At 66.0% G+C, this 21,529-nt stretch carries 23 protein-coding genes; 6 read left to right on the top strand and 17 right to left on the bottom strand.

What is annotated here, in order from left to right:
- Window positions 1-6: 6 nt before the first annotated feature.
- Genes ACZK2R_RS08350 through ACZK2R_RS08340 form a run of 3 tightly spaced genes read right to left on the bottom strand, consistent with a single transcriptional unit; the run spans window position 7 to window position 4,999 of the window.
- Window positions 7-1,374, bottom strand: coding sequence for a purple acid phosphatase family protein (locus tag ACZK2R_RS08350; protein ID WP_180836691.1), 1,368 nt, complete (start codon window positions 1,372-1,374; stop codon window positions 7-9).
- Complete coding sequence (locus ACZK2R_RS08345) at window positions 1,371-2,486, bottom strand: phytase (RefSeq protein ID WP_180836690.1); 1,116 nt, start codon at window positions 2,484-2,486, stop codon at window positions 1,371-1,373. Before ACZK2R_RS08345 ends, ACZK2R_RS08350 begins: the two co-directional genes overlap by 4 nt.
- Window positions 2,486-4,999: a TonB-dependent receptor gene (locus ACZK2R_RS08340; RefSeq protein WP_219630790.1), complete on the bottom strand. Its 2,514-nt coding sequence runs from the start codon at window positions 4,997-4,999 to the stop codon at window positions 2,486-2,488. Before ACZK2R_RS08340 ends, ACZK2R_RS08345 begins: the two co-directional genes overlap by 1 nt.
- 216 nt (window positions 5,000-5,215) lie before the next feature.
- On the opposite strand from ACZK2R_RS08340, the gene upp reads away from it, so the two are divergent.
- Together upp and ACZK2R_RS08330 are read left to right on the top strand one after the other, a co-directional pair.
- Complete coding sequence (gene upp, locus ACZK2R_RS08335) at window positions 5,216-5,848, top strand: uracil phosphoribosyltransferase (protein WP_005409099.1); 633 nt, start codon at window positions 5,216-5,218, stop codon at window positions 5,846-5,848.
- Window positions 5,849-5,994: 146 nt separating this feature from the next.
- On the top strand, window positions 5,995-6,288 hold the full coding sequence (locus tag ACZK2R_RS08330) for a PsiF family protein (RefSeq protein ID WP_032130275.1): 294 nt from the start codon (window positions 5,995-5,997) through the stop codon (window positions 6,286-6,288).
- 85 nt (window positions 6,289-6,373) lie between these two features.
- Here the strand turns inward: ACZK2R_RS08330 and ACZK2R_RS08325 are convergent, their stop codons facing one another.
- The 8 genes from ACZK2R_RS08325 to ACZK2R_RS08290 all read right to left on the bottom strand — a co-directional run bounded on the left by ACZK2R_RS08325 (window position 6,374) and on the right by ACZK2R_RS08290 (window position 12,400).
- Window positions 6,374-7,261: an MBL fold metallo-hydrolase gene (locus tag ACZK2R_RS08325; protein WP_180836688.1), complete on the bottom strand. Its 888-nt coding sequence runs from the start codon at window positions 7,259-7,261 to the stop codon at window positions 6,374-6,376.
- 120 nt (window positions 7,262-7,381) lie between these two features.
- Window positions 7,382-9,112: a gamma-glutamyltransferase gene (gene ggt / locus ACZK2R_RS08320; protein WP_049400410.1), complete on the bottom strand. Its 1,731-nt coding sequence runs from the start codon at window positions 9,110-9,112 to the stop codon at window positions 7,382-7,384.
- A complete protein-coding gene (locus tag ACZK2R_RS08315; RefSeq protein WP_004153175.1) occupies window positions 9,109-9,390 on the bottom strand; it encodes a YfhL family 4Fe-4S dicluster ferredoxin in 282 nt (93 codons plus the stop codon). Before ACZK2R_RS08315 ends, ggt begins: the two co-directional genes overlap by 4 nt.
- 132 nt (window positions 9,391-9,522) lie before the next feature.
- Window positions 9,523-10,014, bottom strand: a complete 492-nt coding sequence (locus tag ACZK2R_RS08310; RefSeq protein ID WP_478487942.1) for a hypothetical protein — start codon at window positions 10,012-10,014, stop codon at window positions 9,523-9,525.
- A gap of 60 nt (window positions 10,015-10,074) precedes the next feature.
- Entirely contained in the window at window positions 10,075-10,584 is a 510-nt protein-coding gene (gene coaD / locus ACZK2R_RS08305; RefSeq protein WP_032130277.1) for a pantetheine-phosphate adenylyltransferase, read from the bottom strand.
- A 26-nt stretch (window positions 10,585-10,610) separates the two neighbouring features.
- Window positions 10,611-11,189 (bottom strand): 16S rRNA (guanine(966)-N(2))-methyltransferase RsmD, encoded by a 579-nt coding sequence (rsmD, locus tag ACZK2R_RS08300; RefSeq protein ID WP_180836687.1) that lies wholly within the window; start codon window positions 11,187-11,189, stop codon window positions 10,611-10,613.
- A 133-nt stretch (window positions 11,190-11,322) separates the two neighbouring features.
- Complete coding sequence (locus ACZK2R_RS08295) at window positions 11,323-11,868, bottom strand: hypothetical protein (protein ID WP_125895128.1); 546 nt, start codon at window positions 11,866-11,868, stop codon at window positions 11,323-11,325.
- Window positions 11,846-12,400, bottom strand: a complete 555-nt coding sequence (locus ACZK2R_RS08290) for a hypothetical protein (protein ID WP_180836686.1) — start codon at window positions 12,398-12,400, stop codon at window positions 11,846-11,848. The genes ACZK2R_RS08295 and ACZK2R_RS08290 overlap by 23 nt, the downstream gene beginning before the upstream one ends.
- 328 nt (window positions 12,401-12,728) lie before the next feature.
- Here ACZK2R_RS08290 and htpG point away from each other — a divergent pair, with 328 nt between their 5' ends.
- The gene (htpG, locus tag ACZK2R_RS08285) at window positions 12,729-14,621 is read left to right on the top strand and encodes a molecular chaperone HtpG (RefSeq protein ID WP_180836685.1); all 1,893 of its coding nucleotides are present in this window, start codon (window positions 12,729-12,731) and stop codon (window positions 14,619-14,621) included.
- 280 nt (window positions 14,622-14,901) lie between these two features.
- On the opposite strand, the gene ACZK2R_RS08280 is transcribed toward htpG, so the two are convergent.
- Window positions 14,902-15,201, bottom strand: a complete 300-nt coding sequence (locus ACZK2R_RS08280) for a hypothetical protein (RefSeq protein ID WP_032128872.1) — start codon at window positions 15,199-15,201, stop codon at window positions 14,902-14,904.
- 129 nt (window positions 15,202-15,330) lie between these two features.
- Between ACZK2R_RS08280 and ftsY the strand changes: the two genes are divergently transcribed.
- From ftsY to ACZK2R_RS08265, 3 genes are all read left to right on the top strand, one after another.
- Window positions 15,331-16,659, top strand: coding sequence for a signal recognition particle-docking protein FtsY (gene ftsY / locus ACZK2R_RS08275; protein ID WP_125895122.1), 1,329 nt, complete (start codon window positions 15,331-15,333; stop codon window positions 16,657-16,659).
- Window positions 16,660-16,741: 82 nt separating this feature from the next.
- Window positions 16,742-17,866, top strand: a complete 1,125-nt coding sequence (mutY, locus tag ACZK2R_RS08270; protein WP_125895120.1) for an A/G-specific adenine glycosylase — start codon at window positions 16,742-16,744, stop codon at window positions 17,864-17,866.
- Window positions 17,867-17,871: 5 nt separating this feature from the next.
- Window positions 17,872-18,141: an oxidative damage protection protein gene (locus ACZK2R_RS08265; protein WP_125895118.1), complete on the top strand. Its 270-nt coding sequence runs from the start codon at window positions 17,872-17,874 to the stop codon at window positions 18,139-18,141.
- Between the two features lie 74 nt (window positions 18,142-18,215).
- Here ACZK2R_RS08265 and ACZK2R_RS08260 read toward each other — a convergent pair whose 3' ends face one another.
- The 5 genes from ACZK2R_RS08260 to ACZK2R_RS08240 form a co-directional block, all read right to left on the bottom strand.
- Window positions 18,216-18,665, bottom strand: coding sequence for a DUF6491 family protein (locus ACZK2R_RS08260; RefSeq protein WP_032128869.1), 450 nt, complete (start codon window positions 18,663-18,665; stop codon window positions 18,216-18,218).
- 188 nt (window positions 18,666-18,853) lie between these two features.
- Window positions 18,854-19,567, bottom strand: coding sequence for a lipoprotein-releasing ABC transporter ATP-binding protein LolD (lolD, locus tag ACZK2R_RS08255; protein ID WP_005409083.1), 714 nt, complete (start codon window positions 19,565-19,567; stop codon window positions 18,854-18,856).
- Window positions 19,560-20,801, bottom strand: a complete 1,242-nt coding sequence (locus tag ACZK2R_RS08250) for a lipoprotein-releasing ABC transporter permease subunit (RefSeq protein ID WP_180836684.1) — start codon at window positions 20,799-20,801, stop codon at window positions 19,560-19,562. Before ACZK2R_RS08250 ends, lolD begins: the two co-directional genes overlap by 8 nt.
- A gap of 23 nt (window positions 20,802-20,824) precedes the next feature.
- Window positions 20,825-21,274, bottom strand: coding sequence for a hypothetical protein (locus ACZK2R_RS08245; protein WP_071229280.1), 450 nt, complete (start codon window positions 21,272-21,274; stop codon window positions 20,825-20,827).
- Window positions 21,225-21,473 carry an FAD assembly factor SdhE gene (locus ACZK2R_RS08240; protein WP_005409080.1) on the bottom strand — a complete coding sequence of 83 codons (249 nt, stop codon included), beginning with the start codon at window positions 21,471-21,473 and terminating at the stop codon, window positions 21,225-21,227. Before ACZK2R_RS08240 ends, ACZK2R_RS08245 begins: the two co-directional genes overlap by 50 nt.
- Between the last annotated feature and the right edge of the window lie 56 nt (window positions 21,474-21,529).

Genomic DNA, 21,529 nt, shown 5'->3' with positions numbered 1-21,529 from the left:
GTCTTCTCACTCCCAGCAGCGGTCGGCACGACCCTTGGCGGTCTGTGCACGCGGGCAGTCGCGTGACCTGATGCGACCTTCGGTCAGCTCCGTGCGCTGCTTGCCACCCTTGGCATCACGGCGCAGTTCGAAGGCATCGTAGAGACGGCCGGTCACCGTGCGTGCTTCATAGCGCAGGTGCTGCGGATCAATGTTCAACACCTGGAACAACTGGGTATCCTCGGCCACCGGATCCATCGTCCTGCGTGCTTCGTCGGAAAGGCGGTACTGCTTCGGTCCGGCCACGGTCACCACATACTGCGGCGTCGCGGCCTGCCCTTCGCCACGGCGACCATAGGTGTGATCGTGGCCCTGCAGCACCAGATCGACGCTGTGGCGGCGTACCACCGGCAGCAGCACGTCACGCAGCGCAGCGTTCTCGCGGCCTTCGCGGGGTGAGTAGAACGGCTGGTGCAGCAGCACAATGGTCCACGGCTGCCGGTTGCCGGCCAGGACCTTGTCCAGCCATTGCGCCTGTGCCTTGGCGGTGCCGAGGTCGAGTGCCGAGGTGCCATCGACCACCGCCACGCGTACACCCTGCGCATCGAACCAGTAGCTGGTCTGCTGCGCGGCGGTGGCGCCGTTGCCCGGCAGCGCGAAGGTGACCGGCCAATGCTTGCCCAGCACGCGCCGCTCCTGCGGGGTATCCTCGAATTCCTCGAAGTACTCGTGGTTGCCGATCGCCGGGGCCAACAGCGTTTCCTGCGCCAGCCAGCCGGTGGCAGCAAACCACTCGCCCCATTCGCTGTCATCCATGTTGTCGCCGCCGCTGACCAGGTCACCGGCGAACAGGCTCATGCGTGCCTGCGGTGCGGCCTTCTGCGCGGCGCGCACTACACGGCTGACATGGCTGACGTTCTTGTTCTGGGTATCACCGAAGTACAGCAGGGTCAGCGGCTGATCGGCCGCGGCCAGCGTGCGCAACTGGTTCCAGGCGCTCCAACTGCCGTTGCCCTGCACGCGGTAGACGTACTGGGTATCCGGCTGCAGGCCGCTGATGTCCGCGCGATGATGATGAGACAGCCCGTTCTCGGTCTGCAGTGCTCGCGTCGTCGCACGCACCTGGCGGATGCCCTCGATGGCCGGCGAATCTGCGGCCAGCGCGATCTCCAGCAGCGGCGCCTGCACGCTGCCATCGGTACGCCAGGCCACGGCGAAACCGTGGCTGGGATCAGCCGAGGGCGAGGCGACGATGCGGTCCGGCACCGCCGTCGCTGCGTAATGCCGGCTGCCCGCTGACACCTGGGTATTCGGTTCGGCCGCTGCGAACGACAGCGACGGCATTGCCAGCAGCAGGCCAAGCACCAGCGAACGCATCACGCACTGGCCGCTCATGCGCCACACTCCAGCGGCAGCGCGAGCTGCTTGGCGATGCTCTCCCAGTCGAACGCCACCACGCCCTGGTCGTCATGCACCGCATACAGCGCACCGTGCGGGAAGCGCGCGCTGGGCTGCTGCATCATCCAGATGCCATCGGTGTTGGCCACGGTGTTGCCCTGGAACGCGCCGACCGGCTTCAGTGTGTGCCGGTCGAACAGATGGAACACGCTGCGTTGCTTGCCCTGCTCGGTGGTGATCCACCAGCCGTCCTTGCCGCAGGTGCGCAGGGTCACGCCTTCGGCCTGCGCCTTGAACACGTCGCGGCCGAACGTGGTGCCGGTGAAGCGTCCGGCCAGGGTGTAGACCTTGAACTCGCTGGCGTAGCTTTCATCCTCTTCGGCGATCAGCAGGCGATCATTCTCCGGATCGCCCCAGATCGACTCGACCACGCGCAGCGCACCGGTTTCGCTGGTGTCACCGATGCTGGCCACCAGCTTCGCCTCGACCTTCGCACCGTCGCGGGTCACGTGGTACTGGCGCACGCGCTTGTCCAGCTCGGCCAGCGGCGGCAGGATGTCACGCCCCTGCGCATCCTCGCCGTTGTCCCAGGAGTCGGTAACGTAGACGCTGTAGCCATCGGCACGGCGGTCGACCCACAGCCCGTACGGCTTGCGCAGATCCTCGGCAGCGAACGTTGCCAGCGGGATGAAGTCCGGCAGGCTCAGCACCTGCACGCGATGATTGTCGCGCTCCACGATCCACAGCAGGTCGTCGGTCACCGCGATGCCGTTTGGGCGATCGAACTGCCCTGGCCCGGTGCCGCTGCTGCCAACGTCACGCAGGTGCTGGCCGGTGCTGCCATCGTAGACCACCAGCTTGTCGGTGGCCTTGGCGGTGGCAATCAGCCACAGCTTGCCATCCGGCGCACGCCACGCCGCCGGCGAATCGATGTTGTCGGCCGGGGTCAGTGGAGTGACAAATGCCTCGGCGATGGTCGCCACCGCCCGCTGCGCCGCGGGCTTCGCTGCCGTGGCGGCCACGGCCGGATCATTGCCGGTGGCCGGCGTGCAGCCTGCCAGCAGAGCAGCCGCCAATGCCGCGGCAAGGACTGGGATGCGGCGCCCCATCACAGCGCCACCTTCAGGCCCAGCGCGTAGGTACGGCCGTACTCTTCCATCTGCAGGGTGCGCGAGCGCGTGCCCTGGTACAGCTCCAGCGGCTTGTCCAGCAGGTTCTGTGCTTCGAAGTACATGCTCACCCGCGGGGTGAACTTGTAGTCCAGCGAGAAATCGAGCTGGGTGTTGGGCGCCACGAAGATATCGAACGCGCGGCCCTTGCCGATGCTGTCCAGGTACTCGCTGCGGTACACCGCCGCCAGCCGCGTACTGACACCATATTTTTCATAGCCGATGTGGGCGCTGTAGACATGCTTGGAGGCGCGCGGCAGTGTGAAGTCCTCGCCTGCACGGTCCTTGATGCCGGCATCGAATTTGGTATCCAGCCAGGTGCCACTGGCACCGACCAGCAGGCCATCCAGGCCGTCCGGCAGGAAGGCCAGCTGCTGCTGCCAGTTGAATTCCGCACCGCGCACGGTGGCCTTGCGGCCATTGATCGGCTGGGTCACGTCAAAGCCGCCATAAGCGGGATCATTGGTCCGCACCGTTTGCACGATGTAGCCATCGATCGACTTGTGGAACAGGCCAAGTGAAACGATACCGGTGCTGCCGATGTACTTCTCCACCGACAGGTCGATGTTCTTCGACTCGTACGGATCCAGTTCCGGATTACCCAGGCGCACTTCCTCGTCGCCGCGGCTGTAGCCCACGCGTGGCGAGACATCGCCGAAGGAAGGACGCGATACGGTCTTGTTGGCCGAGGCGCGCAGTACCCAGTCATCGGCCGCGTCGTAGCGCAGGTGCAGACCCGGCAGCACGTTGGTGTAGCTGCTGTTGGCCACCCGCGGGGTGACGGTGAAGCTGCGCCCGTTGGCGGCCACGTCCACCTGGTTGCCGATCGCCTTGAACTGGGTGTTTTCCACGCGCACACCGCCGATGATGCGCAGCGCGCCCACATCCCAGGTACCCATGGCGTAGCTGGCGAAGATGTCTTCGCTGGCCACGTAGTCCTCTTCCAGCGATGTCATCGCGTTGCCACCGGCATCCTGGGGACGGGCGCTGTACTGGCCGCCATTGGCCGCCCAGAAGGCACGCATCGCGGCCGAATCCATGCCGTCACCGAGGTTGCCGTGGCGGTGCTCCGGCGAGGAGGTGCTCCAGCTCGATAGCGCCACCTTCGGGCCGACACGCAGTTCGCGCTCGTCCACATTCACGTCGCGGTCGCGCCAGCGACCCAGCAGGCCGAACTTGATGCTGCTGCTGTCGCCGTCGAAGCGCACGTTGACCTGCGCGCTGTGCTCCTTGTCGTTCACCTGCTTGGGTGAGAGCACGAAGCGGTCGAACGCGTAGTTGCTGTTGTCCAGCCACTGCGGGTTGTCGAAACTGTAGCTGGGCAGGCGGCTGCTTTGGTCCAGGGTGCCGTTGAAGGCCTTGCCGTTGAGCTTGAAGCGCGCCTCCATCTCGTCGTTCACGCGCTCTTCGGTACGGGTGTAGCCGATCCGGTAATCGACCACGGCGTTGGTCAGCTTGTTCTCGCCACCGAGACTGGCCGCGAAGGTGTTCTCCTTCTTGGTGCGGTAGCGCATGCGCTTGTCGATGGAATCTTTCGGCATTCCATCCAGGCGGTACTGGTCGGTGCCGGTCTTGACCATCTTCGCGTCGTCGAAGTTGAAGATCACGCGCTGGCGGGTCTCCGCATCGTCGAACTGGCTGTACAGCGTGCGCAGGTAGTACTTGCTGTCTTCATTCGGGCGCCAGTCGAGGTTGAGGTTGGCACCGATGCGCTTGCGCTCGATCTCGTACTTGCGATGCTGCAGGTTGATCGCGGTGACATCGCCGGGGACGGCATCGTCCTCGCCGTCATACTCCACTTCGGTGTTGTCCGACTCGAACCTGCGCTTCTGGTAGTTCACGCCCAGCGCCACGCCGAAGGTGTCGTTGAACACTTCGCTGTAGTTGAAGGCGGCCTTGGGGCTGGTCTCGCCGGACAGCTGCTGGTGGCTGCCTTCGATCTTGCCACGCAGGCTGCGACCGTCGCGGTCGAAGGCCGAGGCCGATTCCACCAGCACGGCGCCGCCGATGGCATCACCGGGCATGTCCGGGGTCGGCGACTTGACCACGCGCAGGCGCTCGGTGGAGTCGGACGGGATCACGTCCAGCGGTGCGGCGCGGCTGGAATCCTCCGGCGTACCGATGGCGATGCCATCCACGCTGACGCTGTTGAGGTTGGCGTCCAGACCGCGGATGACCACGAAGCGCCCCTCGCCCTGGTCGCGGGTCACGCTGATGCCCGGCAGGCGCTGCAGCGACTCGGCCACGTTCTTGTCCGGGTACTGGCCCAGTGCATCGGAGGACACGGCGTCTTCGATCGCATCACTGCTGCGCTTGAGGTCGACCGCGCGGATCTGTGATTCGAGCTGGGCGCGCACTTCGATGCGGTCCAGGTCGACCGCATCAGCGGCCACGGCGCCGGTGGCGGCAACCGCCTGCTGCCCGGCCGCCTGCAGCGGTGCTGCGGCCCCCATTGCCAGGGTCAGCGTGGTGGCAACGGCCAACGGAGTCTTGATATGCACTGGGAATCCCCATTCCTGTTAAGAATGGGTCTGCACGATATGTCCGCAAGGTTGCATGGCCGTGACATGCGCCTGCACATTTCGAGTAACGCCGCTCCGGGCCAGGTTTGGGTTCGGCCCGCCAATCCGGCAAAATGGCGCCCTCTCTCCTTCTCCCCCCTTCCGACCATGAAGATCGTCGAAGTGCGCCACCCGCTGGTGCAGCACAAGATCGGCCTGATGCGCAACGCTGCGCTCAGCACCAAGGATTTCCGCGAACTGGCCAACGAGCTGGGTACGCTGCTGGCCTACGAGGCCACCGCCGACCTGGACACCGAGCCGCACACCCTGCCCGGCTGGGCCGGCCCGGTCACCGTGCAGCGCATTGCGGGCGCCAAGATCACCGTGGTGCCGATCCTGCGCGCCGGCCTGGGCATGCTCAGCGGCGTGCTGTCGCTGATCCCGGCGGCCCGTGTCAGCGTGGTCGGCCTGCAGCGCGATGAGGAAACCCTGCAGCCGGTGCCCTACTTCGAGCGCCTGACCGGGCGCCTGGAAGAGCGCGACGCGCTGATCCTGGACCCTATGCTGGCCACCGGCGGCACCCTGATCGCCACCATCGACATGCTCAAGCGTGCCGGCGCCCGCCGCATCAAGGGCATCTTCCTGGTGGCCGCGCCGGAAGGCATCGAAGCGGTCAAGGCCGTGCACCCGGACGTGGAGATCTACACCGCAGCCATTGATGCCCAGCTCAACGACAAGGGCTACATCCTGCCGGGCCTGGGCGATGCCGGTGACCGCATCTTCGGTACCCGCGTCGGCTGATCCGACGATCCGGGGTCAGAGCCCTTTCGCCGCGAAAGGGGTCTGACCCCAACAGCGCAGGCCATCGCGGCCGCGTTGCGATTCTTCACGTGCTCTTGGCGCCGGGAAGCGAATGCTCCGCGCACCCGCCACCCTTGGAGCTCCCGATGAAAGCCTCTTTCCTGCTGGCCGCCGTCCTGCTGGTCGGCCTGCCCCTGGCTGCCAATGCCACCACTCCGCAGCAGCAGCGCATGGCCGAATGTTCGGCCAAGAACAAGGGGCTGAAGGGCGATGCCTACAAGACTGCACAGAGCTCCTGCCTCAGCGGCCACGCGGCCGACGCCAAGCCGGTCAATACGCAGCAGGAACGCATGCGCAAGTGCAACGCTGACGCGGGCGCCAAAAAGCTGGCCGGTGATGCGCGCAAGACCTTCATGAGCAGCTGCCTGAAGGCGTCGTAATGGTCGTGTCCGGATGAAACGCCATCCACGCATGGCGTGGATATACCGTCATCAGTAAAAGGCCGGGCATTGCCCGGCCATGCCATTACCCCAGGGCGCGTGCCTTCAGCTCACCCTGCTCGTGCAGGGTCACGAAACGCCCCTTTTCATCCCTGCCAAGCTGCGCCAATGCCACCTGCGGGTCGTGGGTGAAGAACAGCCGCACGTTGCGCGCCAGCTTGTCTTCCAGGAACTGCCGCTTCTCGTCGATCAGCAGCTCGGCATTGCGGTCATAGCCCATGGTGATCGGCACGTGTACCCATGAACGGCCCGGGATCAGGTCGGCACAGAACACCACGCCACCATGCGCACTTTCGCCTGCATGCGCGTGACCGACGATCTCGGCCAGCATCAGCCCCGGTGTATGCCCGTCGCTGTAACTGAAGCGCACGCTGCGGCCGAGCGCCTTCGAGTACTCCCCGTCCACCACTTCCAGCCGGCCACTGGCCTGCAGCAGGCCCGGCAGTTCCGGAATGAAGCTGGCGCGATCGCGAGGGTGTGGCTGCACGGCGCGCTGCCAATGCTGCGCGCCGACTACATAGGTTGCGTTGGGGAACAGCAGCTCGGGCTCACGCCCTTCGCTCCATGCCGCCAGCAGGCCACCGGCATGATCGAAATGCAGGTGGCTAAGCACCACCACGTCGATATCCTCGTGCTCGAAGCCGGCTTCGCGCAGCGAATCGATCAGCACGTGCTGGCTTTCCTGCACGCCGTAGCGCTCGCGCATGCGCGGATCGAAGAACGCGCCGATACCGGTTTCAAACAGCACCGTCTTGCCTTCCAGCGGGCTGGCAAGCAGCGCACGGCAGGCCAGCTCGATGCGATTGAGCTCGTCCGGTGCCGCCCATTTTTCCCACAACGCGCGCGGCGCGTTGCCGAACATCGCGCCGCCATCAAGGCGCTGCGAGTTTCCACGAATAGACCAGAGTTTCATGTGTCGATTATCGGCGCCGGCTCGTTAAATAATCGCTAGAAGGGAAACAGAAAACCCCGCCGGCAAAGGCGGGGTTTCGATAATCAGCCGGATTGCCGGCCCGCAGCCGGCACCACCGGATCAGTGTGCCGGCACCACCTGGGCACTGCCCACCGGGTTGCGCGGGTCACTGCCACCGAACAGCTTGTTGGCCCTGCGGTCCCATTCCACGGTCTGCAGGTTGCCCCACACGTGGCTGGAACCGCGGCCACCCGCGGCGACATTGCCCGGCAGGTCGATCTTGTGGCCCATCGCCTGCAGCTGCTTCACCGTCGCCGCGTCGAACGCATCGTCCTCGGCTTCGATCAGGTCCGGCAGCCACTGGTGGTGGTAGCGCGGCAGTGCGGCAACCTGCTGCGCATCCAGGCCGTCGTCGTAGCCGAGGATGCCCAGCAGCACCATGGTGATGATGCGGCTGCCACCCGGGGTGCCCAGCACCACCACCTTGTCGGCGTTCTCCATGAAGGTCGGCGTCATCGAGCTGAGCATGCGCTTGCCCGGCTTCGGCGCATTGGCTTCATAGCCCATCACGCCGAACGCATTGGGCGTGCCCGGCTTCAGCGCGAAGTCGTCCATCTCGTTGTTCAGCAGCACGCCGGTGCCCTTGGGAATCAGCCCCGAGCCGTACAGCAGGTTGACGGTCTGGGTGGCGCCGACGCGGTTGCCGTCGCGGTCGATGATCGAGAAGTGCGTGGTTTCGTCGTCTTCCAGCGGCGTCGGGTTGCCCGACAGCAGGTCGCTGGGCGTGGCCTTCTCCGGATGGATGGTCGCCCGCAGGCCCTGTGCATAGTCCTTGCTGGTCAGCACCTTCTGCGGGATCTGCACGAAGTCCGGATCGCCGAGGAAGAAGGTGCGGTCGCGGTAGGCGCGACGCATCGACTCCACCACCAGATGGGTGCGGTGCGCCGGGTCCATTTTCCTGATATCCCAGCCTTCCAGGATCTGCAGCATGCTGGCCAGCGCGATGCCACCGGACGACGGCGGCGGCGCAGTGGTGATCTTCCAGCCGTTGTAGTTGAACACGATCGGCTCGCGCTGCTTCACGCGGTAACCGGCCAGCTCTTCAGCGGTCCACTTGCCGCCGGCCTGCTTCACGCCGGCCAGCAACAGCGTTCCGGTCTGGCCCTTGTAGAAGCCATCGAAGCCACCTGCGGCCAGGCGCTCCAGCGTCTGTGCCAGCTCCGGCTGCTTGAACAGGTCACCGCTGGCGATCGGCTTGCCGTTGCGCAGGTAGACCTCGCGCGTTCCGGGATAGCGCTCCATCACTTCACGGCGCGAGGCATAGCCCTTGGCCATGCGGTCGTACACCGGGAAGCCTTCGCGCGCGATGCGGATGGCCGGCTGCAGCGAGGTCGCCAATGGCAGCTTGCCGTGCTTGGCCGACAGTTCGACCAGTGCTGCGGGCAGGCCCGGGATGCCAGCCGACCACGCGCCGTTGACCGAGCGGTCACGGTCGAGGTTGCCCTGCTTGTCGAGGAAGGCCTGCGGGGTCGCAGCGGCCGGTGCGGTCTCGCGCGCATCCAGCATCACATCCTTGCCGGTGGCCGCATCGTGCAGCAGGAAGAAGCCACCACCGCCCAGGCCGGAACTGATCGGCTCGACCACCGCCAGCGTGGACGATACCGCCACCGCGGCGTCGAAGGCGTTGCCGCCCTGCGCCAGGATGTCGATGCCGGCCTGGGTGGCCAGCGCGTGGCCGCTGGCAATGGCCGCGCCATCGGGGCGCTCGGCACGGGCCGGGCTGTCGGCCCAGGCAATCGGGCTCAGCAGCAGGCCGAGCAGCAACAGGGGGCGGACGATCAGCGTCTTCATTCGGATGGGGGCTCCGCGTAGAGTTCGGGGTGATCGTGCTGCAGCTGGCGCAGCTTGGCCAGCAGCTGGTCTTCCGTTTCCACGATCTCCGGGTCCGGGTCGATGCACTCGACCGGGCAGACGACCACGCACTGTGGCTCGTCGAAATGACCCACGCATTCGGTGCAGCGCGCAGGGTCGATCACGTAGATGGTTTCACCCATCGCAATGGCCTGGTTCGGGCAGGCCGGCTCGCATACGTCGCAGTTGACGCAGAGCTCGTTGATTTTCAGCGACACGGCGATACTCCTCGCCCGCGCCCTGGGACAAAGGACCGGCCAGCGCGGGCGCGCGGGCCGGTCAGGTCATCAGCGGCGCCCTTGCAGGACGCCGCCCGGGCCATGCCGGAGCATGGCCGCCATGGCTCGGTATTACTTGGCTTCGACGAAAATGTACTCGGCACCGGTCAGCTGGATCGCAGCCTGTACGCGGGCGTTGTCGGCCGACTGGCCGATGAAGACGACGCGCACGCCCTTCATCGAATCCGGCGACACGTCCTTGAACACGGCCTGGATCATGTCAGCCATCTTGCCCGAGGCCGACGAACCGAAGGCCAGCATGTTGCCCGGCTGCACGCCACGGGCCACGGCCTGGGTCGCGCTCTCGGTCTGGCGCTCGTACTTGGCCTGGAAGTCCGGGTCCGATTCCGGCGAGAGGTAGTACAGGAACGGGCTGTTGGTGATGTTGCCCATGTTCTGGATCGCCACTTCCTGCAGGTACTTCTTCCAGCCTGCATCGTCGTCCTTGGACGGAGCGACCAGGGCCTGCTTGGCCTCGTCGACCGGAGCGGCCTCTTCCTTCTTGCAGGCGGTGAAGGCCAGGGCCAACGAAGCGATCAGCATCGCGCGCATGGTGGTGTTCATGGGTTTCCTCCCGGAATGGTGCGTGGTGTTGTACGTAATGGGGTGCGGGTACAGCGGGGCTTACGACTGTGCCGACTTCGCTTCGCGGACCTTGCGCAGGGCTTCGAGCACCGCGGCCGGCACGAAGCCGGACACGTCGCCACCCAGGCGCGCGATCTCGCGGACCAGCGAGGACGAAATGAAGCTGTGCTGCTCGGCCGGGGTCAGGAACAGGGTCTCGACCTCGGGGATCAGGTGCCGGTTCATGCTGGCCATCTGGAACTCGTACTCGAAGTCGGACACCGCGCGCAGGCCGCGCAGCAGCACCCCGCCCTGGACCGAACGTACGAAATGCGCCAGCAGGGTATCGAAGCCGATGACCTCGACGTTGCTGTGGTGGGCCAGCGCGCCACGCGCCAGCTGCACGCGCTGCTCCAGCGGCAGCGCCGGGCCCTTGGACGGGCTCTGCGCCACGCCGACCACGACCTTTTCGAACAGCGGCGCGGCCCGGCTCACCAGGTCGATATGACCGTTGGTGATGGGGTCGAACGTGCCGGGGTAAACGGCGATGCGGCGATTGGCCACGGTCATGGGCGGTTGCAGATGTTCAGATGAGGTCAAAGTGTAGCAGTGGCGCGGCGGTACAGGGCAAAGCGCACCTCGCGGGTGCCGCCCTCGCGGTGCAGCAGCCAGTCCGGCGGCAGCACCGGCACGTGGCCGGCCGGCGATTCCAGGTACAGCCAGGCATCGGCGGCCAGATGCCGCGGGAGCTGGGCCAGCACGTCCTGCCACAGGCCGTCGGCGAACGGCGGGTCGACGAAGACCAGATCGGCCTGCTGCGCCGGCGCGCCCTGCAGCCAGCGCAGGGCATCGGCCTGCACGACGCTGATCTGGTCGCTGGCCTGCAGCTTGGTCACGGCAGCGGTCAGATTGCGTCCCAGCTGCGCGTCGCGTTCGACCAGGGTGGCGTGTGCGGCACCGCGCGAGACCGCCTCCAGGCCCAGTGCGCCACTGCCGGCGAACAGGTCCAGCACGCGGGCCCCACCGAGCCTGGGCATCAGCCAGTTGAACAGGGTCTCGCGCACGCGGTCGCTGCTGGGCCGCAGCCCCGGCAGGGTCGGCACCGGCAGGCGGGTATTGCGCCAGCGCCCGCCGATGATGCGGACCTGGCCGTCATTGCCGCCACGGCCGCTCATCGGCGCCCCCGGCGGGAGGTATTCGAGAATTTCAGCATGAGCGGGATTGTAGTCGTCCGGGCAGCGCCCGGGGATGCGTCGAATCAACGGTCACCGCAGGTCACCTGGGGGGCATGGGACTCCAATGTCGGGATCACGCTCCAGCCAGGTCGACTCCATCGCTCTGAAACATCCGCGCATTGACTAGACTCTCTACGAACTCGGCCACTTCCCAAAGGTCATGAGGCTTGATCTTCGCCGGGGACCAGTACTGTCCATGGGCAATCCAGTGTCGAAGCTGGAATGCACTGTTGATACGGTCGTACTGGTGATGGGTCAGCACACCCTGCTGCAGCCAGGCCTTGACGATGTCGTCCATGAGCGCGGCCTTGTTGCGCTTGCGATTGAACAACCTGATGAGGACCCTGGACAGTCCATCCTTGAGCTTCAGACGCTTTCTGTTTGCGTAGTCCAATCGGAAACATGCTTCCAGAAAGGCCAGCAACGCCATCATGTCCCGATTTTGCTGGACTTGGACGCATGCCTTGCGGCGCTTTTCGAGCTCCTGCCGGGATAGGTCCGAGTTGTCAGGATTGTCTTCGGAAAAGAGCAGGTCGATCGCTGCGCGTGTGGTGGCGTGATGTCCCATCACGTGCATGTAATTGGGAAGATCGGGATTAACGACGAGCGGATTGGCCACGGGCAACATCCATGATGGCCGACTGCAGTGCTTCCGGATCCAGAGCGCTGTAGCGGATCAGGGGCGGAGACGTGGACACTTTCCAGACGTACGCAGCCAGATCCATCGGTTTCGGCTGCTTGTCGGGGCGAGCCCCTTCGGAAGCGGTCGACCCGACAAGTATCGGTCGATCTGAATCCGGCAAGGTCAGCACGAAGCGGACTTTGCCGTGCGGCCCCACGAGGTCCACACGCCCAGGCGACCCCAGCAGGATCGTCCCTACCGGAACGAAGCGTACGCTGCTGTTTCCCAGGTCGATGTTCAGACTCGGCACTTCGTAACTGCCCAGCAACTCTTCACGGAGCTCCATGCTGGACACACGGACCCCCATGGCGCCGCGCTCTATGTACGGAAAAAGAATTTCCTGGACAGTCGCATAGAGAATCTGGATTTTCTCCAGCCATTGAGCCTTACGCTCAACCAAGTTGCCGCGTTCGGCCTTCCCTGCATTCTGCTCCCTGAGGAACTGATCGAAATCCAGATGCCTTGTCATGGTGATTATCGCCATCGAACCGCCCCGCTGAATTGTCTCACGACCCTGACCGGCTTCCCTGGGCAAGACAAGAGATTGAATACGACAATCTGGGCGCCCCCCCTTGGATCAGCCCATCGTGTGCCTGGCTGACGCGACCCTGGGGCTGACCGACCGGCTTGAGCAGGGCCAAATGCGACCCACGCGAGTGATGGCAGCGAACGGTCAAGGCAATCCAACGCGATTCACGCCCCCCCCCCCCGCTCGCCCCCTTGATTTCGGGACAATCAGCCATACCCCTTGGCGAGGCCGCACGCGCTGGCGCGGCATTGCACACGGAGCCTTATCGATGACCGAGACCACCCAGACCGAAACCCTTGGCTTCCAGACCGAAGTCAAGCAGCTGCTGCAACTGATGATCCACTCGCTGTACTCCAACAAGGAGATCTTCCTCCGCGAGCTGGTCTCCAACGCCGCCGACGCCGCCGACAAGCTGCGTTTCGAGGCCCTGACCCAGCCGGCACTGCTGGAAGGCGACAGCGAACTGCGCGTGCGCGTCAGCTTCGACCCCACCGCCCACACCATCACCATCGAAGACAACGGCATCGGCATGAGCCGCGCCGAAGCCATCGCCCACCTCGGCACGATTGCAAAGTCCGGCACCGGCGATTTCCTGCGCCAGCTGTCCGGCGACCAGAAGAAGGATTCGCAGCTGATCGGCCAGTTCGGCGTCGGCTTCTACAGTGCCTTCATCGTCGCCGACGAAGTGGAAGTGACCTCGCGCCGCGCTGGCCTGGCTGCAGGCGAAGGCGTGCGCTGGACCTCGCGCGGCGAAGGCGATTTCGAAGTCGCCACGGTCGACAAGGCCGAGCGCGGCACCCGCATCGTGCTGCACCTGAAGGACGGCGAGCACGACTTCGCCGACGGTTGGCGCCTGCGCAGCATCCTCAAGAAGTACTCCGACCATATCGGCCTGCCGATCCAGATGCCGAAGGAAGACGCCGAAGAAGGCGCGGCCGTCGAGTGGGAGACCGTCAACCGCGCCAGCGCGCTGTGGACCCGCCCGCGCACCGAGATCAGCGATTCGGAATACACCGAGTTCTACAAGCATGTGGCACACGACCACAGCGATCCGCTGGCGTGGAGCCACAACAAGGTCGAGGGCAAGCTGGAGTACACCTCGCTGCTGTATGTGCCCGGCCGCGCACCGTTCGACCTGTATCACCGCGATGCACCCAAGGGCCTGAAGCTGTACGTGCAGCGCGTGTTCGTGATGGACCAGGCCGAGCAGTTCCTGCCGCTGTACCTGCGCTTCATCAAGGGTGTGGTCGACTCCAACGACTTGTCGCTGAACGTCTCGCGCGAGATCCTGCAGTCCGGCCCGGTCATCGATTCGATGAAGGCGGCGCTGACCAAGCGCTCGCTGGACATGCTGGAAAAGCTGGCCGCTGACAAGCCGGAGCAGTACACCACGTTCTGGAAGGAATTCGGCCAAGTGCTGAAGGAAGGCCCGGCCGAGGACTACAACAACCGCGAGAAGGTGGCCGGCCTGCTGCGCTTCGCCTCCACCCGTGGCGACGGCGATGCGCAGAGCGTGTCGCTGGCCGATTACCTCGGCCGCATGACCGAAGGCCAGGACAAGATCTATTACCTGACCGGCGAGAGCTACAGCCAGGTCCGCAACAGCCCGCACCTGGAAGTGTTCCGTAAGAAGGGTGTGGAAGTGCTGCTGCTGACCGACCGCATCGACGAGTGGCTGATGGGCTACCTGACCGATTTCGACGGCAAGGGCTTCGTCGACATCGCCCGTGGCGACCTCGACCTGGGCGCCCTGGAAACCGAAGCGGACAAGCAGGAACAGGAAGCGGCGGCGAAGGACAAGCAGGGCCTGGTCGAGCGCCTGAAGACGGTGCTGGGCGATGACGTGGCCGAAGTGCGCGTCTCGCACCGCCTGACCGATTCGCCGGCTGTGCTGGCCATCGGCGAACAGGACCTGGGCCTGCAGATGCGCCAGATCCTGGAGGCCAGCGGGCAGAAGGTGCCGGACAGCAAGCCGGTGCTGGAGATCAACCCGGGCCACCCACTGATCGCCAAGCTTGATGCCGAAGCCGATGGCGCGCGCTTCGACGACCTCGGCCGGGTGCTGTTCGACCAGGCTGCGTTGGCCGCCGGTGACAGCCTGAAGGATCCGGGTGCCTATGTGGCGCGCCTGAACAAGCTGCTGCTGGAGCTGTCGGTCTGATCGAGGCGGTGGTCGCCGGGCATGGCCCGGCGCTACCGGGTGCTGGTGGATGCCAACCTTGGTTGGCATTCCTGCTTTGGTAGGTGCCAACCTTGGTTGGCACTGCTGCCCTGGTAGAGGCCAACCTTGGTTGGCGCCCCAAAAGCGTGCCAACCAAGGTTGGCACCTACCAGGGCGGGTCGAGCGTGCCAACCAAGGTTGGCACCTACCAAGGCGGGTCGAGCGTGCCAACCAAGGTTGGCACCCACCAGGGGTGGCGGTTGGCAGCTGCCGAGGGGGTTCAGGCGTCCCGATCCAGCAGTGAGCCCAGCATCTGGTCCTGGCGACGGATCACCGTGGCATTGGCGGCAAAGGCCACGACCTCGGCTTTCGCGGCCAGCAGATCACCCAGCGGCGCGCCGGCATCGGCGCCGATGGACGCCACCGAAGCCTGCACCCCACCCTGCTCGGTGGTAATGCGCTGCAACTGCAGGTGCTGGGCATCCGGGGTCGCCAGGTTGGCCACGTTGTGCGCGGCCACCTGCACGCCCTGCTGGGCCGCACGCATCCCGCTGAGGGCGATTCCCATCACGTTGTCCATGGCGGTCTCCGGGCCGCACGACGCAGCCCTCCGGACCGGTTAACGGCCGGTGGGCCGCAACCTTGAGTCCACATCGGCCCGACAGGCCCGAGTGGTAGCATATCCCTCTGATTTCAGCGCCTTTTGCCAATGCTCAGTTTTTTCCGCCGCAAGAAGCCCCAGGATGCCCCCGCAACGGAGGCGCCCAAGACCCAGCACTACTCGGCTGAAGAGCTGGCGGCGGCATTCCCGTCGGCCGCGCCGGTCGAGGACAAGGAGCCGGCGCCGGTAGCAGTACCGGCCGAGCCTGTACCGGTCGAGCCGCCCCCAGCAACCGCCGTTCCGGTCGCTGTCGAGCCCACCCCGGTTATTCCGGCCCCAGCCGCACCGGTTCCGGCAGCTCCTGCACCGTCGGCTCAGATCGACGTCGCCCCCATCGCGACCCCGGCCATCGAACCGGCCCCCGTACCGCTGCCTGAGCCCACCCCGGCACCGACACCGGCACCGGTCACCGACGACCTGCCTGCCGCCGCCTCGATCGACGCCGTTCCGGCGCCGGCTGGCAAGCCCGGCTGGCGCGAGCGCCTGCGCAACAGCGTCATCGCGCGCAGCTTTGGTGGCCTGTTCTCGCGCAACCCCAAGCTTGACGACGACCTGCTGGACGAGCTGGAAACCGCACTGATCACCGCCGACGTCGGCGTGGGCGCCACCACCGACCTGGTCGAGGGCCTGCGCAAGCGCATGAAATCGCGCGAATTCGCCGACGCCAATGCGCTGCTGGCCGCGCTGCGCGCCGAGCTGATCGCAATCCTGCAGCCGGTGGCCAAGCCGCTGTTGATCGACCGCAACGCCAAGCCCTTCGTGGTGCTCACCGTCGGCGTCAACGGCGTCGGCAAGACCACCACCATCGGCAAGCTGGCCAAGCGCTTCAAGGACGATGGCCACAGCCTGATGCTGGCCGCCGGTGACACCTTCCGCGCCGCTGCCGTGGCCCAGCTGCAGGCCTGGGGCGAGCGCAACGGCGTGGCCGTGGTCGCGCAGGGGCAGAACGCCGATGCCGCTTCGGTGGCATTCGACGCGCTGCAGGCCGGCAAGGCCCGTGGCACCTCGGTGCTGATCGCCGATACCGCGGGCCGCCTGCACACCCAATCCGGCCTGATGAACGAGCTGGGCAAGATCCGCCGCGTGCTCGGCAAGATCGACCCCACCGCCCCGCACGAAGTGCTGATGGTGATCGACGGCACCACTGGCCAGAACGCGCTGTCGCAGCTGCGCCAGTTCAATGCCGCAGTGAACGTGACCGGCCTGGTAGTGACCAAGCTGGACGGCACCGCCAAGGGCGGCGTGGTGTTCGCACTGGCCCGCGAGTTCGGCATTCCGATCCGATTCGCCGGCATCGGCGAGCGCCCGGAAGACCTGCGCGTGTTCGACCCGGAAGCTTTCGTCGACGCCCTGCTGCCCGAAGCGCTGGGCGCCTGATACACCGTGCTGCCACGCATGGCGTGGCTCTACTGCAATCCAGTAGAGCCACCCCACGGGTGGCTGCCTCTCTGGAACACCGATGCCCCGCCAGCCGCACGCCAGCGCCAAGACTGCCCGGGAAGACGGTTTCGTCGCCCGCCTGCTGCACTGGTTCGACGACCACGGCCGCCACGACCTGCCCTGGCAGCACCCGCGCAGTCCCTACCGGGTCTGGCTGTCGGAAATCATGCTGCAGCAAACCCAGGTGGCCACGGTCATCCCGTATTTCCAGCGGTTCCTGCAGCACTTCCCGACCCTGCCCGACCTTGCCGCCGCCAGCAACGACGCGGTGATGGCGCAGTGGGCCGGGCTCGGCTACTACGCCCGCGCACGCAACCTGCATGCCGCTGCGAAGCGCTGCGTGGAACTGCACGACGGCGACCTGCCGCGTGATTTCGATGCATTGCATGCCCTGCCCGGCATCGGCCGCAGCACCGCCGGTGCGATCCTCAGCCAGGCCTGGAACGACCCGTTCGCGATCCTCGATGGCAACGTCAAGCGGGTGCTCAGCCGTTACCACGGCATCGATGGTTTCCCCGGGCTGCCGGCCATCGAGAAGCAGCTGTGGGCGATCGCCGAGGCGCATGTGATGCAGGTGCCGGCCGGGCGCATGGCCGACTACACGCAGGCGCAGATGGACCTGGGCGCGACGGTGTGCAGCCGTGCCAAACCGGCCTGCGTGATCTGCCCGTTGCAGGATGACTGCGTGGCACGGCGCGAAGGCCGCACGGCTGAACTACCCACGCCCAAGCCCAGCAAGACCCTGCCCGAGCGCGAGGCCGTTGCGCTGCTGCTGCGCGACGCCCAGCAGCGTGTGCTGCTGCAGAAGCGGCCGGACACCGGCATCTGGGCGCAGCTGTGGACGCTGCCGCAGGCCGATGCCGGCAGCGTGCTGCAGGACTGGTTCGACGTGCACGTCGACGGCTCGCTGGAAGAGGCCGAAGAGCTGCCGGTGCTGCAGCACACCTTCAGCCACTACAAGCTGCATCTGCAGGTATTGTCGCGGCAGGTACACGGCCTGCACGTGGAAGAACCCACGCTGCGCTGGGTCGCCAGCGACGAACTGCACGCGCTGGGCCTGCCGGCACCGATCCGCAAACTGCTCGACGGCGCAACGATCAAGACGCCGAAACGAAATTCCAAGAAACCCCGCAACCACGAGTGAATGCCATGTCCCGAACCGTCTTCTGCCAGTACGAACAACGCGATGCCGAGGGCCTGGACTTCGTGCCCTACCCCGGCGAACTGGGCCAGCGCATCTTCAACAACATCGGCAAGCAGGCCTGGGCTGCGTGGCTGGCGCACCAGACCATGCTGATCAACGAGAACCGCCTGTCGCCGCGCACGGCGGAGCATCGCGCGTTCCTTGAAGGCGAACTGATCAAGTTCCTGTTCGAGAAGGACGCGGAAAAGCCGGCCGGCTTCACCCCGGAAGCCTGACACACAGGTAGTGCCGGCCGCTGGCCGGCAACCTGGCATCTGCGCGATGCCGGCCAGCGGCCGGCACTACCACGCTATTTCGTGCTTTCCTCGCGCTCCTGCACCTGCGCCTGGCGCAGCTCCTGCTCGGAGGCACGCAGCGCCTTCACGTCCAGCTTGCGGATGCTGTCGATGAAGCACGGCATGCGCGGGCCGCCGGTGGGGTCGCGCACCAGCACCTTGTCGAAACGCGCCGAAACACGGTTCATCTGGCTGGTCAGGCCGATGGCGGTGGCATACGGCAGGTCCTGGCAGGGCCCCCTCAATTCCAGCAGATAGGCCTCGCTGGGACGCGTCCACACCGCCAGCGCGCTATCACCCAGTTCGGTCCAGCCGTTGAGGCTGCCGAAGAACTGCATGTCGTTCTGCGGCGCGCCGGCATGGGCACGGTACAGGTCAAGTTTCTCGGCAGAGCTGAGCCGGCCGGTGGTCGCGCAGGCGGCCAGCGCCAGGCAGAGTCCGGCCATCAGGATCGGGGTCTTCATGGCGATCTCCTCGGGGAACTGTCGCCATCATGCGCCTGCGCAGACAACGCCGGCGCGAAAGCCAGTGCCCCATTCAGCAGCCGGTCGGCGGCTCCTGGCCGGACCACGGCAGTCGCCAACCTTGGTTGGCGCTTGCCCTGCAAGAGCAGCCGACCAAGGTCGGCTTCCACCAAAGCGTGCCCAGCGCCTCAGACGTCGGCGTGGGCCAGTGCGTGCAGGCGCCCCTCGCGCAGCTCCAGCACCCGGTCCAGGCGCCGTGCCAGGCTGCGGTCGTGGGTCACCAGCACCAGACTGGTATGCCGCGCACGATTCAGTTCCAGCATCAGCTCGAACACCGTCGCCGCGGTGCGGTCATCGAGGTTGCCGGTCGGCTCGTCCCCGAGCACGCAGGCCGGATGATTGACCAGCGCACGCGCCACTGCGGCACGCTGGCGTTCGCCACCGGACAGTTCGCCGGGCTTGTGGTCCAGGCGATGGCCAAGGCCGACCGCTTCCAGCAGCGTGGTGGCCCGGCTGCTCGCCTCGGCCACTGCAGTACCGGCCAGCAGCACCGGCATCATCACGTTTTCCAGCGCGGTGAACTCAGGCAGCAGGTGGTGGAACTGATAGACGAAGCCCAGCGCCTGGTTGCGCAGCAGGCCGCGCGCGGTATCGGACAGCGCTGACATGCGCTGGCCGGTCACATAGACCTCGCCGGCGGTCGGAATGTCCAGGCCACCCAGCAGGTGCAGCAGCGTGCTCTTGCCGGCGCCGGAGGCACCGATGATCGCGACCGTTTCGCCGGCGGTCACGGTCAGGTCCAGGCCATCGAACACCGGGGTCTGCATGCGCCCTTCGGCGTAGGTCTTGCCCAGTGCTTCGGCGCGGATCACTTCATCGCCGCGGTTGAAGACCTTATTCATAACGCAGGGCCTCCGCCGGCTGGGTGCGTGCTGCCCGCCAGGCGGGATACAGGGTGGCCAGGAAGCTCATCAGCAGCGCGACCACGGTGATCGCCACCACGTCGCCGGTCTGCATGTCGGTCGGCAGGCCGGTGATGTAGTACACATCCTCCGGCATCAGCTTGACGTTGAACACGCTCTCGATGGCACCGAGGATGCGCTCCAGGTTGAGTGTGAGGGTGATGCCACCGATCAGGCCGGCCAGCGTGCCGAAGATGCCGATCAGCGAACCCTGCACCATGAACACCTGCATCACCCCGCCCGGGGTCAGGCCGAGCGTGCGCAGGATGGCGATGTCGGCCTGCTTGTCAGTGACCAGCATCACCTGCGAGGACACCAGGTTGAACGCGCCCATGGCGATGATCAGCGACAGCAGGATGCCCATCACCACCTTCTCCATGCGCAGCGAGTGGTAGAGGTTGGCGTTCTGCTGGGTCCAGTCACTCACGCGGTACGCACCACCGAGGTTCTGCGCGAGGTCCACGCCCACTTCCAGCGAGCGGTCCATGTCGTGCAGTTTCAGCCGCACGCCGGTAGCACCATCGGAACGCAGCACGCGCTCCAGGTCCTTCATGTTGGCGAAGCCGACGCCGCGGTCGACCTCGTTGTAGCCGGCCTCGAAAATTCCGCTCACGGTAAAGCGTTTCATCCGTGGCACCGCACCGGCAGGCGTGCCCTGCACTTCGGCGAACGTCACCAGCACCTGATCGCCAACGTCCACGCCCAGCCAGATCGCCAGCTCCTTGCCCAGCAGCAGGTTGAAGTTGCCCGGCGTGAGGCTGTCATAGCTGCCCTTGGTGACCTTCTTGTCGATCACCGATACCTTCGGCTCCAGCGCCGGATCGATGCCCTGGATGATCGCGCCCTGCACGCGCGGGCCGCTGATCATCGACTGGATCTCGATGTACGGCGCAGCACCGGCCACGCGCGGGTCCTTGCTGGCCACGTCGACTACGCGCATCCAGTCCGGCATCGGCTCGCCGTCGCGGCTGATGGTGGTGTGCGCGGTCATCTGCAGCAGGCGGCTGCGGATTTCCTTCTGGAAACCGCTCATCACCGCCAAGGTGGTGATCAGCACCGTGACGCCGAGCGCGATGCCCAGGATCGATGCCATCGAGATGAAGGAGATAAAGCCGTTGCGGCGCTTGGCGCGCAGGTAGCGCAGGCCAATGGCCACGGGAATGGGTTTGAACATGCAGGCACGCCGGTCAATTCAGCTTATGGTGCCATCGACCGGGGCCTACGGGAAACGCCACGTGCGGCCACGGCCAGTCGCAGTTCACGTCGCTGCCCGGAATCGAGCACATCCGGCCAGAACAGCAGGCGCCGGCGGCGGCGATCCTCACGCCAGAGCAACAACAGCCATGGACCACGCACGACCAGCTGGGGTGTATCGGCGTCCTGCCCGGCCACCTGCAGCGGCTCGGGCGGTGCTGGCAGAAGCACCTGCACGCGCGGCCTGCGCTGTCGCCAGGCCAGTTCGGCCAACCCGATGACCCAGGCCAGCACCACCGCGGGCATCAGCAACCGTGAAGGCAGATCCGATGCGCGCAGCAGCCAGGGCGCAGCCAGCAGCACCGCCAACTGGGCGGCAGCCTGCAGCCGCGAGGGGCGCCACTCAAGGCTTGAGGGCGAGGATCTTCTGCATGAGGGGGATCGCGTGCGCATGTGGACAGGCCTCATAGCCCATGAACCAGCGCCACAACTTATCGTCCTCGCAGTCGAGCAGGAACAGGAAAACCTCGCGCTCTTCGGTCGGCGCAGTGCTCCATTCGTGGTCCAGGTAGCGACCGAACAGCTGGTCCAGCTCACGCATGCCGCGGCGGCAACGCCAGCGCAGCTTCTTCAGCAGAACGTCTTCTTCCATCATGTTTCTCCAGATACAGCAAAGCCACGCATGGCGTGGCTCTACTGGGGTGGCAC

This window comes from Stenotrophomonas sp. 96582_Sma, from assembly GCF_056480905.1.
The sequence above is the reverse complement of the archived record's forward strand: the minus strand, read 5'-3'. Positions and strand labels throughout refer to the sequence as shown.